The following is a 16415-nucleotide window of genomic DNA, read 5'->3' as shown; positions in this document are numbered from 1 at the left end:
TTACTGAGCTTTACAGAAGTGAGAGCCTTACAGCCGTTAAATGCTGCATTGCCAAGCGTCTTGACAGAATCGGGCAGGGTTATCTCTTCAAGCATGACACAGTCTTGGAAAGCATTGTTTTCTATCGTATTAACGCCGCTGTTTATAGTTATCGATTCGAGTTTTGAACAGTACTCAAATGCTCCGCTGCCGATAGTTTCAACGCTTGACGGTATAACGATGCTTTTCAGCCCGCTGCTTTGGAAAGCGCTGCTTTGTATCTCCTCGACTGTATCGGGAATGACAACTTCTCTCAGGCTTGAATTGAGCATGAACATATAGCTGCCGATAGTTGTAACTTCCTTGCCGTCTATCACAGACGGTATCGTAACTTTTGAAGCCGATCCCAGATAAGTTGTGATCTTTATGCTGTCGCCGTCAATTTCATATTTAAAATTGCCGTCCTCGGTAGTCAGTGCGCTTGCCGTAACGGCAGAAAAAGGCAAGATGATATTACCGCAAAACGTCGGAACTGCCGAAGAAAATACCATGCTTGCTGCCATTACTCCCGATATCAACCGTTTGTTTTTCATATCATCAACCTCCGTTTATGTTATTTTCAGCGCCTGTACAGCGCTTTTTTACCTTATAGTTTTAGATAATTGTAACATATCAACTTAATAATGTCAATAGTTTTTATAAATTTCATACATTTAACAAATAGCTGGCGAAACAGGCTCGATACTGCATGAAAAATCGGCTAAGATCGCTCTTAGCCGATTTGTTGGATCTAATGCATTATCTTCTTCTCTCGGGGTGTCTGTTATAGTACGCTTCTTTGTCGGCATACATATTTTCATCGGCTTCTCTCATTGCTTTGTCTATCTCGCGGAGCGTTTTGTGGCTCCAGCCCACGGCAAAGCATACGCCGTCAGGTTCGGCGGTTTCGGACTTGAAACGCATTATCTCCCGTTCAAGCTCGTCTTTGTCCCTGTTCAGGGCAAGCACCATGAATTCGTCACCGCCCGCGAGGTATATCTTAAAAGTATCCTGGTTCAGGATAGTCAATAGCCTTTTCCATAATCATCTTTGTAAGAGCCTGTTTCACAATACTATTCGGGTCGCCGTTTGGACGTATCCAGTCTCTCAAACTATCTTTACCGAGTATCAACGGCATTCGATTATGAATACTACTTACGGGAGCAACTGCTTCTCTTGTAAGCACAGTGAACATTGGTACCTGAACGCCTCTATGCTCTTCAAAACGGTATAGCCCTGCAAGGTATGCAATCTCAGCCCCTTCCGGCTGTATCGCATACTTTTCTTTTTGGAGTTTGTGATGTTCTTTTTCATTATGGAAACCAACTTCTGAGGGTGGTATACCCCATTCATAGTACCATGATGCAGGTATCACGCACCTTCGTCTGAACCAAGAATCCTTCCATAAGGACTTCTGATCAGCAGTCTCGACACGGCAATTGATAATGGGCTTTGAAGTTGCTTCATGTGTAAAGCCCCAGATCATCGGAAATACAGCCACATTTCCTTGCTTATTCGGTGCAAGTACAGCTGCCATATCTGTAGGACGGATATTACCTGACATTGCTTTTGATTTTGACATAGTTTTCATAATGATGTCTGAGAGTGGCAGTTGACTAGCCTTATCAATGAAGAAAGACAGCGATTTTGCTTCAGCATAGTACCATGTACACATGAGATTCACCTCCAGATCGACAACAGAACATATATTCTCATTAAATAATAGCACATTATTTTCAAAAAATCAATATCGAAATATCACTTTCTTTTTCTTGACAATTGTAGATAATGTCACTATATCGCCTCATGCAATGTGAAAATTCACTAAAAACGGATAGCCATCTGATATAAAGACGGTTATCCGTTTTGCATTTATTAATTGAACCAATTTCTGTCAATTACTTTATAGTGACATCCACAGCATTTTTGATAGCGTTAGTTGTATCCCAAGTGCCGTTTACTCTTGCAGCGATTGCTACCTTGTAGGTCTTACCGGGTGTAAGATTTTTAGGAGAAGTGTAAACCGTTTCGGTGATATTCTGCGCCTGAACTCTCCACTTCCCTGCCAGATATACAGCTATACCATATCTGTCAGCACCATCGACCTTATCCCACGTGAATCTTACCTGATGATATTTCTCGCTGTATTCTACTTTTATGTTTGTGGGATAGGTGGGCTTTGTTTCTTCTTCGATAGGTAAGCGCTTGTAGGTGTTCTTGCCGTTGTTTTCGATAATAGCAAAATCTCCGCTTCCGCTTACAACAGTTTTGGGATCTTTAACATTTACCCAGCCTTCGCCGTTGGGAAGAGTGGCTTCCTTTGTAATGTTTTTGAAATTCTTGTTAATTTTTAGGGTTTTCAGCTTTCCGCAATCACCGAACATTTTGTCCATATATTTGACATTGCTAGTATCAAATCCACTTAGATCAAGCTCAATTAAATTGGAACATCCCTGGAACACATTGTACATTGCTTCGACGTTGCTTGTGTCAAATCCACTTACATCTAGTTCAGTCAAACCAGAACACCCACAGAACATATAAGATATAGTATTTGCCGCACTTGTGTTGAATCCGCTGACATCTAGTGATGTCAATCCGCTACAAGTATGAAATAAACCATTGATGTATGTAACCTTACTTACATCAAATCCGCTAACGTCCAGAGATGTCAGACTTTTACAGTCTAAGAACATATAACTCATATTTGTTACATTTCTTGTATCAAATCCGCTTAGATCTATTGAAGTCAGGCTTGAACAGTAGGAAAACATATTATTCATATCTCTAACGTTACTTGTATTAAACAAACCGCAATCGGAATTATTCAGGCTAAGATTTCCCGTAAGATTGCTATTATCAGGTTGAACATATCCTCTAAAATCAAGATTGACCAGATTAGAACATGAACAGAACATGCCAGCCATATTTGTAACCTTTCTTGTATCAAATCCACTCAGATCAAGTGTGGTTATTTTTGAACAACCATTAAACATTTGATACATATTTGTAGCACCGCTTGTATCAAATCCGTTTAGATTAAGATTAGTTAAACTGGAACACCTAGAAAACATACTACTCATATCTGAGACGCAGGTTGAATCCGCCTTTGAAAGGTCAATAGATGTGCAATTTTTTAGGCCTGCAAAGAGACCTCTGCTGTTTGAAGGTAAAATCGTACCATATTGAGTTATAACGGATTTTATCTTATCGCTGTATTTATAATTAAAAGTTGTTAAAACATTATTGTTTACTTCACCTCTAAGTGTAAGCACACCTGTTGCTTCATCGAAAGAATAACAATCTGTCTCAACTTCAGCTGCCTGTGCGGTGATAGAATGTGTTATGACCGGCGCACCATAGCTGACAACACCTGCCGCCATACATAATGACATTACTACTGCTAAAACTTTTTTTATCTGCATAATTATGCCCTCCTAAGTAAATTTCGCTTAAATACATTAATATTTTTAGCTTCATTTAATTATTTTAACATTTTTTTAAATAACCGTCAATAATATTATTGTTATTTTTTCTTGATTGAACAGCAAAAAATGGATAGCTGACTAATGATGGCTATCCATTTTGCTTATCTCATATGCACTCACTACAACTCAGAAAAAACCTGCCCGATCTTGTCGTAGATCCGTATGTCCGCACGATCATCCATCGGTGTAAGTCCAATATTGATGAGCACGAATGGCTTATTTCTAAATTCATGCACCAGACTAACCGCCGGATTCACCGTCAGGGATGTTCCGCCAACGATCAGCATATCTGCTTTTCTGATATGATCAGTCGCTTTTTTGAGCAAGCGAACATCTAGCTTTTCACCGTACAAAACCGTATCAGGCTTGATGATACCGTGACATATTTTGCAACGTGGTACGCCTTCTGTCTCCATGATCGCAGATATTTTATAGGACTTATTACATCTCATGCAATGGCAGTGCTTGGTATTGCCGTGCAGTTCTATAACATTTTTACTGCCCGCAGCCTGATGCAGTCCATCGATATTCTGCGTAATTATGGCGCGCAGCTTTCCTTGCTTTTCCCATTCAGTCAGTTTCAGGTGCGCAGCATTCGGCTTTACGTCATAGCCTAAGATCCGCTTGCGCTGAAATTTGAAAAACTCTTCCGGATCGTATTTCAGCAGCCGTATACTGAAATAGGATTCAGGCGGCAGACCGTACTTTTTTCGGTATAATCCCTGTTCGCCACGAAAATCAGGCAATCCACTCTCCGTAGATACACCTGCACCGCCGAAAAACACGATATTTTCTGCATTGTCAATCGCTTTGCGCAAAGCTTCGATTTTTTCTTCTTTGGATTCCATAGCAATACTCCTTTTTGTTTATATAACTTACGCTTCCGGTGAAGATAAAATTACATTGATCTTCAGACTTTTATTCGCTTGCAAAAATGCTCCGATCTCATCAACTGTGCGCAGACCGATTTCAAATGCGTCCCGAAATTGCTCAGCCGAATATACCGTTTCATTTTTTTCAAGATGGGGCACACCGAAATAAGATGCTATCATACTATCCGCATCCTTGCCAAGCAATTCCCGATTGCAAATATGTGCTTTTCCCGTTCGCAGTTTATCTATCAGAATGTCGATTTCCGATCTCATCTGCCGATATGCTTTGAGCCTCAATCCGGTGATCGTGTTATCGCTGTAAGTTTCAAAAGTACCGATATCCCGAGCCTCATAAACGGAGTACTCGATATCTTCCTCTGAAGAATACTGATCAAGCACAGGATCATTCAGCTTTCTTGTATGGAATCCGAATTGTTCTTCCATTGTTTTTGGCAGGTGAAGAAGCCTGAATGAGGGTTGTTTGCCGTATATCTGCTCATATTTTTCATCGTTTAGATACATCTGCATGAAGCAGCTTCGATCAAGAACATATAATGTATATTCTCCGCCGCAGTGATCCATAAGATAGTACTCCGACAGTTCAGGAATGTCAGTGTTATATGTTTCACAGAAAATATGCAGCTCGCCGCCAATAACCTTAGCAGAAATTCTGCTGCCGTAATTTCTGGTATCGTTGACTGTATCACAAAGCCTCTGCTTTTCTGCACACTCTGTTTTTTCTATTTTAATGAAGCATTCTCTGAATATTTCTGTTTCATCGATATGGTTGTATTCATGTAGTTCGGACTCCTTTTCCTCCGTCGGATACGCATATACGATATACTTCTTTCGTTTTGGACATATCCTTCTTCGTATCCCTGTCTGCCAGATATTTTCCGACGCTTGAATTTGCGGTTCTTCATACTGAATGCAGATTTCAAACCGCCTTCCCTGCCCGAGATATTCAAAACATATTCGCATATTGTAGTAGCATTCTACATCATATAGCAGATCCAGAAAAATATCGGGTTCACTGGTTCGCACGATGCCTTCGAAGTTGCACTGAAAATGCCGTCTGACAAGCTTGAAGTGAATATCCTGATAATCAATTTTATTATTCTTTCTGTGATCGTGAATATCCAGCGGCATATAGCTTTCTGCAGAAAGAGCATTATTTATCTCGTCAACGGAAACAGGATTATCAGGACTTTCCGCAAGTTTGTCCCATATTATCTCATCACGACGATGATACTGATCCAGCTCAGAAAAACCGTATAATCTCAATGCTTCATTTGTTTCTGTCGCATCGCATCCCGTCAAAGCACAGAGCGCTATGATGCAGTCGCGCTTCTTTGTCTTTCTTTCATGAGCGTTTATATATTTGCGCAGCTGTTCATAATCGATGCCGAGAATACTTGCTACTTCTTTCGTCTTGATCGTTCTGCCCTCTTTTTTGCTAAGCTGCGATACTTTATCTTTGTATAATTCAGAAAATGAAGAATAGTCTTTTACTTCAGAAGATTCGGGTATTATCTCTTCCTTGCTGTATGTCGCACCTGGATTGTTGTAACTGTTCACGGTGACCTCCACTATTATTTTCAGATGTATTTGCTTTACTGACTAAATCTTACCATAATCGTAACTACTTGTCAATCAAAATCGGGACAAGTAAGTCCCAAAAACAATATACAAAAAATCGCATAGCATTTCTATCAAAGGTTTATAGGCAAGAAATATAGAATCCAGAACAACAAATTCCCCTATCTGCATGGACTGTCCAAGTATATATTAACGCACAAATACTTTACATTTACTATACCTATGCAGGCAAGCAATATGTAGATGATTGCGATGTTTTATATGTTGAGGGTGAAGGTTGGAAAGTAAGACCTTCTGTGGACATAGTGATGACAGAAACAAATGATCCAGGATCCGATGAAGCAGCGAAATTTGTGTTATTTGCTGATGAGTCCTTGCTGGATCAAGTTGATACTGACATCATTATTGAACATGGGCACGATGTGTATATCATAGGATCTGATGACAGCCTGAACTACAATGTTCCATCATATATCGACGTTGATGAGATACGAAATATAATCGCTGAGAAGAGCCTGGATTCTTTGAAATATGATTATTTTTTTGTTGGACACAGCAGAAACATTGAGTATGTGGCAGTAAGGAAAAAGAACAGTGATATCAGGGTAGGGACATTCCCGCAGGCATCTATTCCGAAAGTCATGACGGACTATGGTCTTGAAACAGAAGAAGTTGACTTTTCAAAGATAGAAGATTACACCCTTGAAGAATTGTTTGAGATAGCCAAAGAAACCATAACGGAAGAACTTACCTCTCTACCCCGATAGTCTCTAACGTTCGAGCGTATGATCAGTTTGCTTAGATAGTTCTTATGCAGATCTGATTTTAAATTGGTAATATCATACAACATCAACGATGATCTATCAGTCAATACGCAGAAAATACGATAAACGATGATTATTATTGTCTGATGTGTTGACATCAAAAGATATATTTGATATTATGAAAGTAATAATATAGTTTAGCAAACCTGCCGAAAGGCAGCGACGCAAAGCCAAAGGGTCTAAGCCTATGAGGGTATGACAGCCGGTTGCCGTGCAGTTGTGCATGATATAAGGCAGATTTTTAAGCAATGCGTCAACTGCATTGCTTTTTTGTTTTCTTAATTTTATTAAGGAGGGGACGAACTATGAGAAAGAAATTAACATCGTTTCTCTGTGCCATTGCATTGTTTTTAAGTACAGCAGGGTATCTGCCGCAGAATACTTTTAGGATACAGGATGGGATAACTGCAAGTGCGGAAAATGCTGAGGATTTTGGTTACAATGTTTTCGAGGAATCTGTAACGATATTATCGTACTTTGGCACAAATAAATCAGTTGATATACCAAGCCAAATCGAAGGAAAGCCTGTCACAAGAATTGAAAGAGACGCATTTAATTATAACTGCGAAAACTTGATAAGCATAACGATACCTGATACTGTTACAAGTATTGGTATGGCGGCTTTTGCCGGATGCAAAAGCCTGACAAGCTTAGAGATCCCCGACAGTGTTACAAGTATCGATATTTACGCTTTCTCAGGTTGCACAAGTCTAAAAAGTATAAAGATTTCGGATAGTATCACAAGTATTGGTAAAAATACTTTTTATAACTGCAGAAGCCTGACAAACATAACGATTCCGGATAGTGTTAAAAGTATTGGTGAGTATGCTTTTTGTAACTGCGCAAGCCTGACAGGCATAACGATCCCCGATGGTGTTACGAGTATCGATCAATATACTTTCTCAAGTTGCAGTAACCTGACAAGCATAACGATACCGGATAGCGTCACTAATATTAGTTATTATGCTTTTTATAACTGTGAAAGCTTGAAAAGCATAACGATACCAGAGAGTGTTACAAGTATCGGTGATGGAGCTTTTGCTGGCTGTACAAACCTGGCAAGCATAACAATTCCTGATAGTGTCACTATTATTAGTTATTTATCTTTTTATGGATGCACAAGCCTTACAAGTATAATGATACCAAATAGTGTTAAAAGCATCTATAGTTGTGCTTTTTCTGGCTGCACAAGTCTGACAAGAATAACGATTCCCGATAGTGTTAATAGTATTGGTGAGTATGCTTTTTGTGACTGCGCAAGCCTGACAGGCATAACGATTCCCGATGGTGTTACGAGTATCGGTGACAGAGCTTTTTATAACTGCACAAACCTTACAAGTGTAACAATTTCGTATGGTGTCAAATACATTGGTGTCTATGCTTTTTCTGAATGCATGAGACTGACAAACATAACGATACCTGATGGTGTTGAACGTTTAGAAATTAGTATTTTTGATAAATGTGAAAATCTTACTAGCATAGAGATACCAAATAGTGTCACAACTATCTGTGATGATGCTTTTTTTCAATGCACAAGACTAACTGATGTTTACTATATAGGAACACCAGCAGAATGGGAATCAATAAATATTCAAAAGAATGGTAATGATTCACTGTTTAATGCAAAAATTCATTTCACGGGTCATAAACATGTATTAACAGCAGTTCCAGCAAATGCTGCGACTTGTGAGGAAGGTGGTAACCCCACGTATTGGTATTGTAATATATGCGATAAGTATTTCTCCGATGAGAAAGGATTTAATGAAACAACAAAGAGACGCATCACATTACCCCCAAAAGGTCATACATGGTCTGAACCAACCTACACATGGTCAGATGACAACAATACCTGCACTGCATCCTGTATATGTGTGAACGATGAAACTCATGTTGAAACCGAAACTGTTGAGGCTGAAATACGAATAATAGAGGAAGCGACATGCAGTCATATGGGGAAAACGAGTTACATCGCCAAATTTAATAATTCGAAATTTGAAACACAAAGAAAAATAAACTCAGAAATTCCCAAAACACATCATACATGGGGCGAATGGAATGTGACCACTCCTGCAACAGAGGAAGAAGAGGGCGTACAGACCCGAATCTGTAAAGAATGTGGCGAGACAGAAACAAGGCAGATACCAAAACTTGAAAAACAGCCTGATCTTTATATCTATGCCGAGACTGAAACAGTATGTTCAAAGGACAGCGACGAAGCAACAACGATAACAATAAATCGAATAACCGATGATGCCAAAACATTTGAGAATTTCAAGAACGTTGAAATAGATGGTAAGGTTGTTTCTTCTGAAAACTATACTGCTAAGGCAGGAAGTCTTATTCTGACATTTAAGCCTGAGTTCTTAAAAACACTGTCTGATGGTGAACATATTGTTAAAGTCAACTTCACGGACGGAGATGCAGAGTTAAAACTGAGAGTGAGTGAAACTTCTGAATATGTACTCGGCGATGTAAGCGGTGACGGCAAAATCACAATAACCGATATAACAAAAGTCGCAGCTCACGTCAAGGGTAAGAAATTGCTGACAAAAGAACAGCAAAAACGCGCTGATGTCAACAGAGATAACAAGCTAACAATTACTGATATAACTAAAATTGCTGCACACGTTAAGGGTAAAAAGCTGTTGAAATAAACAACATATTAATTGCAAAGCCTCTTCGGAGGCTTTGATTTCAGAAAAATGAGGTATATTTAAAAGTACAATGGAGTGAAGAGTTATTGTTGCGAGGGTGCCAACCGCAACAGAACCTATCTGCTCAAAGAAAACAAGCAACATAAAATCCCGAAGCCGACCACCATGGTCAGCTTCGGGATTATTAATTTCATATCAAACGTGTCCTCTTTAAACCGGTCGTAAGTTGGTCGTAAATCTTACCTGTCGGGTCATAAAGCCCGCGTATTTACGACGTTTCTTAGTCGATACTCTTCATCGTCGGGAACAGCAGTACATCTCTAATAGCTGGAGAATTTGTCAGCAGCATAACGAGTCTGTCGATGCCGTAACCGATACCGCCCGTGGGGGGCATACCTATCTCCAGTGCGCGCAGGAAGTCTTCGTCGGTGCGGTTTGCTTCTTCGTCGCCGCTGCTGAGGGCTTCTTCCTGTGCCTTGAAACGCTCGCGCTGGTCGATGGGGTCGTTCAGCTCGCTGTATGCGTTGCACATCTCCCAGCCGTTGATGAACAGCTCAAAACGCTCAACATAATCGGGCGCATCGGGCTTCTTCTTGGTCAGGGGGCTGATCTCGATGGGGTGATCCATGATGAATGTAGGCTGGATCAGGTGCTCCTCAACATACTCCTCGAAGAAGAGGTTGAGTATATCGCCCCTCTTGTGTCTGTCCTCGAACTCTATGTGGCGCTCCTTAGCAAGTGCCTTAGCTTCCTCTGTAGTCTTTACCTCATTGAAATCAACGCCGGCATACTTCTTGACTGCCTCGATCATGGTGAGTCTCTCAAAAGGCTTGCCCAGATCGATCTCGTGCTCGCCGTAGGGGATGGTTGTTCCGCCGCATACAGTCTCAGCCAGATGTCTGAACATATCCTCTGTCAGATCCATCATGCCGTGATAATCGGTGTATGCCTGATAAAGCTCCATCAGAGTGAACTCGGGGTTGTGTCTTGCGTCAACGCCCTCGTTACGGAACACTCTGCCGATCTCGTAAACTCTTTCAAGTCCGCCGACGATCAGTCTCTTCAGGTAAAGCTCGAGAGATATTCTCAGCTTAACATCCTCGTCAAGAGCATTGTAGTGAGTCTCGAAAGGTCTTGCTGCAGCACCGCCTGCGTTGCTTACCAACATGGGAGTCTCAACTTCCATGAATCCCCTTTCGTCAAGATATCTTCTGATGGTGGAGATGATCTTAGATCTCTTGATGAAGGTATCCTTGACTTCAGGATTGCAGATGAGGTCGGTATAACGCTGTCTGTATCTTGTATCCTGATCTTTCAGGCCGTGCCACTTCTCGGGCAGGGGCTGCAGGTTCTTCGAAAGCAGTGTGAAGTTCTCGGCGTGAACGGATATCTCACCCATTCTTGTTCTGAAAACAAAGCCTTCAACGCCGACGATATCACCGATATCGCCCTTCTTAACGTATCTGTCAAAAGCTTCCTTACCGACTTCGTTCATACGGACATAGAGCTGTATCTTGCCGCTCTTGTCTCTGAGATCCATGAAGCTTGCCTTACCCATCATTCTCTTGGACATAACACGTCCTGCGATGGAAACGCGAACGCGGTTCTCCTCCAGCTTTGCAGCCAGAGCTTCTTCGTCCTCACCTGCCTGAGCCTTGCAATCGGCTTCTGCCTTCTCATAGAGAGCCTTAGCCTCCTCGCAGCTTGCGGTCACGTCATACTTTGTGATTTGGAAAGGGTCTGCACCCTCGTCCTGCAAAGCCTTGAGCTTTTCCATTCTTATCTTCTTATATTCATTGACCTGCTCCTGAGTAAGCTCTTCCTCTTCGGGAGCATTGTTTATTATTTCTTCGCTCATATTTTACTTCCTTTCTGTAATGGTATTATCGTAAAACAGCACCGTCCGACGATACTGCCGCTATTTATCGGTATAACCGAGTTTTTTAGCAAAATCCTTCATCTCAGATGAATTATCATCGGGACCCATCATCATAAGACAGGTCTTACCGACCTTGATGTACAGCACATAGCCTTCATCCGTATCTTTCTCAGCTGAAAGCCCGTTCTTGCCAAGGGTCTTGACATCGTCTATGCCTGCCGCATCACATTCGTTGTAAAACTCGTTCTCAGCGATTTCTTCGTTGGCACAGTCATAAAAACCTGCAAGCCAGCCGTTATCGGTAAGAACGACAGAAGAAGTCCCGTCCTCGGTATCGGTGGTAGAAATACTGTCTTCCGCGCAGTAACCTTCCTCCAGCATAGTTTTGCTGAATTTGTCATAGTCTGCCGCGCTTATATTTTTCTCCATACAGCCGCAAAGCATCGTCATAGATACTATCACTGCCGCAAGAGCAGTCCTGCGCATCTTTATCACCTCTGTAAACTGTATTCAAAACCGTTTTCGGCTTATTATAATTCAATATATTCGGTATCCCAGAGTTTACCGTAATATGAGAAACGTTTTTCTTCCACTTCCCTTTCGGCGCGTTTGACACACTCCGACAGTGCTTTCTCAAGAAGAGAGATATCATCCGCACGAAAGACCGCCACGGGAGGACAGTGATCCATTATCCCCCAGTAAAGCGTTACCGTGAATATCTTCGCACCATGATGCTCAACCATGATATCAAAATTATCGGGATACTCTATATGCGCCAGCAGCGGGGAATCCTCGTCACAGCAGTTCATGTAAAACATAAGTCTGCCGCTGCCGAGATCGATATCCTCAAAAGAAAACGGAAGACTGACGTCCATTATTCTCTTGTGATCTCCAGTACCTCGAACTTGATCATGCCAGCAGGTGCCTCAACCTCGAATATATCGCCGACCTTCATGTGAAGTGCAGCCTTGCCTATGGGGCTTTCATCGGATATCTTGCCGTTGTCGGGATCAGACTCGGTGGAACCAACGATCTGGAGAGTCTCAACTTCATCAAGTTCAAGATCTCTCAGCTTAACGTAAGAACCTACGCCTATCTCATGAACGGATATCTCATCATCATCAACGACGGTAGCGTTGGAGATGAGTATTTCCAGTTCGTTAATACGGGATTCCAGGATAGCCTGTTCGTTCTTTGCTTCATCATACTCAGCGTTCTCGGAAAGGTCACCGAAAGAACGTGCTTCTTTCAGTTTCTGTGCGACTTCTTTACGCTTGACTGTTACCAGATATTCCTTTTCTTCAACCAGTTTGTCGTAGCCGGCTTTTGATACTGTCTTGTTGATTTCCATTATAAAACACTCCTATATAGTATTTGTATTTTGGGTATACTTCAAATTAATATTATACTATATTACCGCTGTTTTGTCAAGACATTTCAGTCCGAAAACACCGCTGTCCGATTTGATCAAAATTTGGTGATACTGCCTGTTTTTATGTGGATGAAGATCATTCTTCGGGCATGAGATGAAGGGACACTGCCATGAAAACGTTTTCGAATGCGTAGCAAGGCAGAAATATCCGAATCATCCATATGTATATTTAGTGATGACCTATGGTCATAATTAGATAGTATGAACAGTAAAATATTTATAATATTCATATAATCTTGTATTATTCATATTTTACTGTGTAGTTTTGTATAGTTTATTTGCAAATCTATCATATCTCTTTTATTGAAATGACTAAATTACCGTGATATAATGTATAAAGTAAAAGAGTAAACGTTTACGACTCTGATTTTACTATGACAATGCGCCGATCTGTAACAGCACAGGGGATATCCCCATTGGCTATATTTATTCACGGCGACACTATCCACTGCAAAACAAAAAAACATAAACTTATTTTTTAAGGAGAAGACAATCATGTCCAACAGAATTATGAAAAAAACACTCGCCAGTGCGCTGGCTATAATCAGCGCAGCAACATTCGTACCCGGTTCCGTTATCGGCACTACTATCGTACCTACTGCTATAACCGCAAGCGCTGAAGTAGTAAGCGGCAATTATACCTATGAGGAGCTTTCCGACGGAACTATCAGTATCACAAAGTACAACGGTACTGAAAGCAAAGTTGAAATCCCCGTTAAGATCGATGGCAAGACCGTTACTAAGATCGGTAACCAGGCTTTTATGGGCAACAAAAATATAACAGAGGTATCTTGCACAAACGATTCTCTGACTTCGATCGGTGAATTTGCATTCTGCAGCTGTACTTCACTCAAAACTGTGAATTTTTACTCAAATGCCTCAAAAACTACTATCGGACGCGGTGCTTTTGCAAGCTGCACCAGCCTTGATGATATTGATCTTACCGTTAACTATGATGCTATAGAAGAGGGTACATTCCAGAGATGCACCAGCCTTCCTTGTTTTTATGTTAAATCGGAGGTAAAATATATCGGTACAAGTGCTTTTCAGGGATGTACAAATATTAAAAAATTATCTTTCCACGGTGCCACCTCTATCGGCAAAAAGGCTTTTTACGAATGCGAAAACCTTTCAACTATTGAGAGTATAGATAATGATGCTAATTTTGTTGATATCGGAGATTACGCATTCTTCGGTTGTTCAAGTCTAAGCGAACTTCCCAGCAAATCAGAACTGAAGACTATCGGTAATTCCGCTTTTGGTTCTTGCACCGCCCTGACCAAGCTTGATCTACATAATTATAGTAATTTGACCTCTATCGGCAATGATGCGTTTGCTAACTGCAAGCTTCTGGAAACCGCTGTTTTTCCTGAGAGCCTTACAACTCTGGGCAAAAGAACATTTGCAAACTGCCACGCACTGAAAAACGTTGAATTAAATTCCAAGAAGCTCACCACTATCCCTCAGGCTGCTTTCGCTACAACAGGCATTACCTCTTTCACAATTCCCGAGGGCGTAACTGATATCGATGGCGCAGCATTCTACACCTGCAAGTCCCTCACTAAGGTAACTCTGCCCAAGAGCGTAACAACAATTGGTGATAAGGCATTTGGCGCTTGTACTTCTCTGAAAAACGTTGTATACAACGGCACAAAGGCTCAACTGGCTGCTATAGCTGTAGGTTCGGACAACACTGCTCTGACTGGCGCTGCTATCACTTACAACAATTCTTCTGCAAGCACATATCCTGTTGTAACAAACGTTCTGTACAACTCTCAGTATCATCAGTTCCAGCTCACATGGACACCTGTTGACGGTGCTCAGAACTACGGTATCGCTGTATACCTGGCAGGCAGATGGAAGGTACAGACCCAGAACATAGCTGCTTCTAATACCACATTCGTATCTCCCAAGCTGACTCCCGGCAAGTCCTACAAGGTCGTTGTAGCCGCTAAGGTAAACGGCAAGTGGGATACTTCCAACCTCAGCAAGAGAGCTGTTACTGTTACCATAAAATAAGCTTTAACAACTTCCATATAATATAACCATTATGGTTTATGAGAAACCGGCGGTCCGATTCGGGACTGCCGGTTTTTCATATTATTCTGATATTCAGGCATAGTATTCCACAATGAAAAAAGGCATCACTGTTCGGTATGAACGCGATGTCTTTTCTCAGTATATATCAGTTATGCAAAAACAACAGGTCACATTTTAAGTACCGATATCGCATCGGTGATGGTCTTTTCAAGGGCTTCCCTGCCGTAAGCGTCAACCTGGGCTTTGTTCTTCTCGCCGTGAGTAAGACAGCCCGCGCCGCCTATGCAGCCGCCGCTGCAAGCCATTCCCTCGATAAAATTCTCGGTAAGTACTCCGCGCTTTTTCTTCATCAGCGCTGTTCGACACTCTTCAATACCGTCACAGGAACATGGCTTGAGTTCAAAATCCTCTATTACCTGTTCCTTTATCGCCTCAGCGACAGCGTCTGAAAGTCCGCCGCTTCGTGCGAATATCCTGCCGAAATATGAAGCGTTGTCAAGGGCTTCTTCTTCAAGCCGGGTAATATCAAGGTCACGGCTGTCAAACAGCGACTGGAGCTCTTCAAAGGTCAGCACAGAATCAACATAGGCTTTGATCTCTTTCAGCTGAGCTTCGGCTTTTTTGGCAGTACATGGACCTATGAACACCACCTTGGCAGATGGTTCGATATCCTTTATGTACTTGGCTATCGCCGCCATTGGTGAGGGATTGTGTGAGATATGCTCGGTCAGTTCGGGAAAAGCCGATTTGACATAGGACACAAAGGCAGGACAGCATGAGCTGGTCAGGAAGCCTTTCTCCACAAGCTCTTTCGACTCGGAATATGCTACCATATCAGCGCCAAGTGCCGCTTCAACTACCGCGTGGAATCCCAGAGTTTTCAGTCCGGACACCACTTGTCCCAGCTTTGCGTAGGTGAACTGGCTGGATATCGATGGAGCCACCACCGCATACAGCTTCGATTTTTTATCGCGGCTGTTTTTCTTTATCATGTCGATAACATCGAGGATAAAGGATTTATCGGTTATAGCGCCGAAAGGACACTGATATACGCACGCACCGCAGGATATGCACTTCTCGTTGTCGATGGCTGCACCGCCGTCCTCGTTTATGCTTATCGCCTTTATCTTGCAGGCATTCTGACAAGGACGTACACGGTTGGTTATCGCCGAATATGGGCAGACCTTTGAGCATCTGCCGCACTCAATGCACTTGCTCTTATCGATATGCGCCACATGGTTGTGATCGAAGGATATAGCACCTCTGGGACATACGTCCTCACAGCGGTGGGCAAGACAGCCGCGGCATGAATCTGTGACTTCATACCCTGCCGCAGGACATTCGTCGCAGGCGATATCTATAACTTCGATGACATTGGGATTTTCCTTGTCACCGCCCATAGCTATCTTTACCCGCTCGGCGATTATGGCTCTTTCCTTGTAGACGCAGCAGCGCATGGTGGGGGTCTTGCCTGATACTATTTTCTTCGGGATATCCAGAAGATCTTCAAGCAGCGTATCATCCCACGCTTCTCTGGCGACCTCTCGCAGGACCTTGTATTTCAGGTATTGTACCTTGGTATCAAATACTCTTTTGTTTTTCATTTATC

Annotated in this window: 14 protein-coding genes and 1 riboswitch; of the genes, 3 read left to right on the top strand and 11 right to left on the bottom strand. The window is 42.0% G+C overall.

Annotated features, from left to right (window positions below):
• From BM265_RS05995 to BM265_RS05970, 6 genes are all read right to left on the bottom strand, one after another.
• Nucleotides 1-572 (bottom strand): leucine-rich repeat domain-containing protein (locus BM265_RS05995; protein WP_143098678.1); only part of this gene is annotated, 572 nt, incomplete at its 3' end.
• Between the two features lie 205 nt (nucleotides 573-777).
• Nucleotides 778-1047 carry a nucleotidyl cyclase domain-containing protein gene (locus BM265_RS05990; protein WP_074960649.1) on the bottom strand — a complete coding sequence of 90 codons (270 nt, stop codon included), beginning with the start codon at nucleotides 1045-1047 and terminating at the stop codon, nucleotides 778-780.
• Nucleotides 1019-1600 (bottom strand): SOS response-associated peptidase, encoded by a 582-nt coding sequence (locus BM265_RS05985; protein ID WP_242940785.1) that lies wholly within the window; start codon nucleotides 1598-1600, stop codon nucleotides 1019-1021. The genes BM265_RS05990 and BM265_RS05985 overlap by 29 nt, the downstream gene beginning before the upstream one ends.
• A 316-nt stretch (nucleotides 1601-1916) precedes the next feature.
• Complete coding sequence (locus BM265_RS05980) at nucleotides 1917-3443, bottom strand: BspA family leucine-rich repeat surface protein (protein WP_074960647.1); 1527 nt, start codon at nucleotides 3441-3443, stop codon at nucleotides 1917-1919.
• A gap of 182 nt (nucleotides 3444-3625) precedes the next feature.
• Nucleotides 3626-4354 carry an NAD-dependent protein deacylase gene (locus tag BM265_RS05975; RefSeq protein WP_074960646.1) on the bottom strand — a complete coding sequence of 243 codons (729 nt, stop codon included), beginning with the start codon at nucleotides 4352-4354 and terminating at the stop codon, nucleotides 3626-3628.
• Between the two features lie 27 nt (nucleotides 4355-4381).
• Nucleotides 4382-5956, bottom strand: a complete 1575-nt coding sequence (locus tag BM265_RS05970; protein ID WP_074960645.1) for a hypothetical protein — start codon at nucleotides 5954-5956, stop codon at nucleotides 4382-4384.
• 395 nt (nucleotides 5957-6351) lie between these two features.
• Here BM265_RS05970 and BM265_RS05965 point away from each other — a divergent pair, with 395 nt between their 5' ends.
• A complete protein-coding gene (locus BM265_RS05965) occupies nucleotides 6352-6744 on the top strand; it encodes a hypothetical protein (RefSeq protein ID WP_207646957.1) in 393 nt (130 codons plus the stop codon).
• A 186-nt stretch (nucleotides 6745-6930) separates the two neighbouring features.
• A riboswitch (cyclic di-GMP riboswitch) is annotated at nucleotides 6931-7015 on the top strand.
• A gap of 91 nt (nucleotides 7016-7106) precedes the next feature.
• Entirely contained in the window at nucleotides 7107-9455 is a 2349-nt protein-coding gene (locus tag BM265_RS05960) for a leucine-rich repeat protein (RefSeq protein ID WP_074960643.1), read from the top strand.
• A gap of 280 nt (nucleotides 9456-9735) precedes the next feature.
• On the opposite strand, the gene lysS is transcribed toward BM265_RS05960, so the two are convergent.
• From lysS to greA, 4 genes are read right to left on the bottom strand one after another with little or no spacing between them, the layout of a single operon-like run.
• Nucleotides 9736-11313: a lysine--tRNA ligase gene (gene lysS / locus BM265_RS05955; RefSeq protein ID WP_074960642.1), complete on the bottom strand. Its 1578-nt coding sequence runs from the start codon at nucleotides 11311-11313 to the stop codon at nucleotides 9736-9738.
• 60 nt (nucleotides 11314-11373) lie between these two features.
• The gene (locus BM265_RS05950; protein ID WP_074960641.1) at nucleotides 11374-11820 is read right to left on the bottom strand and encodes a hypothetical protein; all 447 of its coding nucleotides are present in this window, start codon (nucleotides 11818-11820) and stop codon (nucleotides 11374-11376) included.
• A 44-nt stretch (nucleotides 11821-11864) separates the two neighbouring features.
• On the bottom strand, nucleotides 11865-12209 hold the full coding sequence (locus tag BM265_RS05945; RefSeq protein WP_074960640.1) for a hypothetical protein: 345 nt from the start codon (nucleotides 12207-12209) through the stop codon (nucleotides 11865-11867).
• Entirely contained in the window at nucleotides 12209-12685 is a 477-nt protein-coding gene (gene greA / locus BM265_RS05940; protein ID WP_074960639.1) for a transcription elongation factor GreA, read from the bottom strand. Before greA ends, BM265_RS05945 begins: the two co-directional genes overlap by 1 nt.
• 576 nt (nucleotides 12686-13261) lie before the next feature.
• Between greA and BM265_RS05935 the strand changes: the two genes are divergently transcribed.
• On the top strand, nucleotides 13262-14785 hold the full coding sequence (locus BM265_RS05935) for a leucine-rich repeat domain-containing protein (protein ID WP_074960638.1): 1524 nt from the start codon (nucleotides 13262-13264) through the stop codon (nucleotides 14783-14785).
• A 188-nt stretch (nucleotides 14786-14973) separates the two neighbouring features.
• Here BM265_RS05935 and BM265_RS05930 read toward each other — a convergent pair whose 3' ends face one another.
• The gene (locus tag BM265_RS05930) at nucleotides 14974-16410 is read right to left on the bottom strand and encodes a 4Fe-4S dicluster domain-containing protein (RefSeq protein WP_074960637.1); all 1437 of its coding nucleotides are present in this window, start codon (nucleotides 16408-16410) and stop codon (nucleotides 14974-14976) included.
• Nucleotides 16411-16415 lie beyond the last annotated feature (5 nt).

Source organism: Hominimerdicola alba (assembly GCF_900112155.1).
In the GTDB taxonomy this organism is placed as follows: Bacteria; Bacillota; Clostridia; order Oscillospirales; family Ruminococcaceae; genus Hominimerdicola; species Hominimerdicola alba_D.
The sequence above is the reverse complement of the archived record's forward strand: the minus strand, read 5'-3'. Positions and strand labels throughout refer to the sequence as shown.

What these genes read in the sequence shown, in the direction of transcription:
- BM265_RS05980 (WP_074960647.1), bottom strand. Translation starts at nt 3,443, where the DNA reads ATGCAGATAAAAAAAGTTTTAGCAGTAGTAATGTCATTATGTATGGCG.
- BM265_RS05945 (WP_074960640.1), bottom strand. Translation starts at nt 12,209, where the DNA reads ATGGACGTCAGTCTTCCGTTTTCTTTTGAGGATATCGATCTCGGCAGC.
- lysS (WP_074960642.1), bottom strand. Translation starts at nt 11,313, where the DNA reads ATGAGCGAAGAAATAATAAACAATGCTCCCGAAGAGGAAGAGCTTACT.
- BM265_RS05930 (WP_074960637.1), bottom strand. Translation starts at nt 16,410, where the DNA reads ATGAAAAACAAAAGAGTATTTGATACCAAGGTACAATACCTGAAATAC.
- BM265_RS05935 (WP_074960638.1), top strand. Translation starts at nt 13,262, where the DNA reads ATGTCCAACAGAATTATGAAAAAAACACTCGCCAGTGCGCTGGCTATA.
- greA (WP_074960639.1), bottom strand. Translation starts at nt 12,685, where the DNA reads ATGGAAATCAACAAGACAGTATCAAAAGCCGGCTACGACAAACTGGTT.
- BM265_RS05950 (WP_074960641.1), bottom strand. Translation starts at nt 11,820, where the DNA reads ATGCGCAGGACTGCTCTTGCGGCAGTGATAGTATCTATGACGATGCTT.
- BM265_RS05985 (WP_242940785.1), bottom strand. Translation starts at nt 1,600, where the DNA reads ATGTCAAAATCAAAAGCAATGTCAGGTAATATCCGTCCTACAGATATG.
- BM265_RS05975 (WP_074960646.1), bottom strand. Translation starts at nt 4,354, where the DNA reads ATGGAATCCAAAGAAGAAAAAATCGAAGCTTTGCGCAAAGCGATTGAC.
- BM265_RS05960 (WP_074960643.1), top strand. Translation starts at nt 7,107, where the DNA reads ATGAGAAAGAAATTAACATCGTTTCTCTGTGCCATTGCATTGTTTTTA.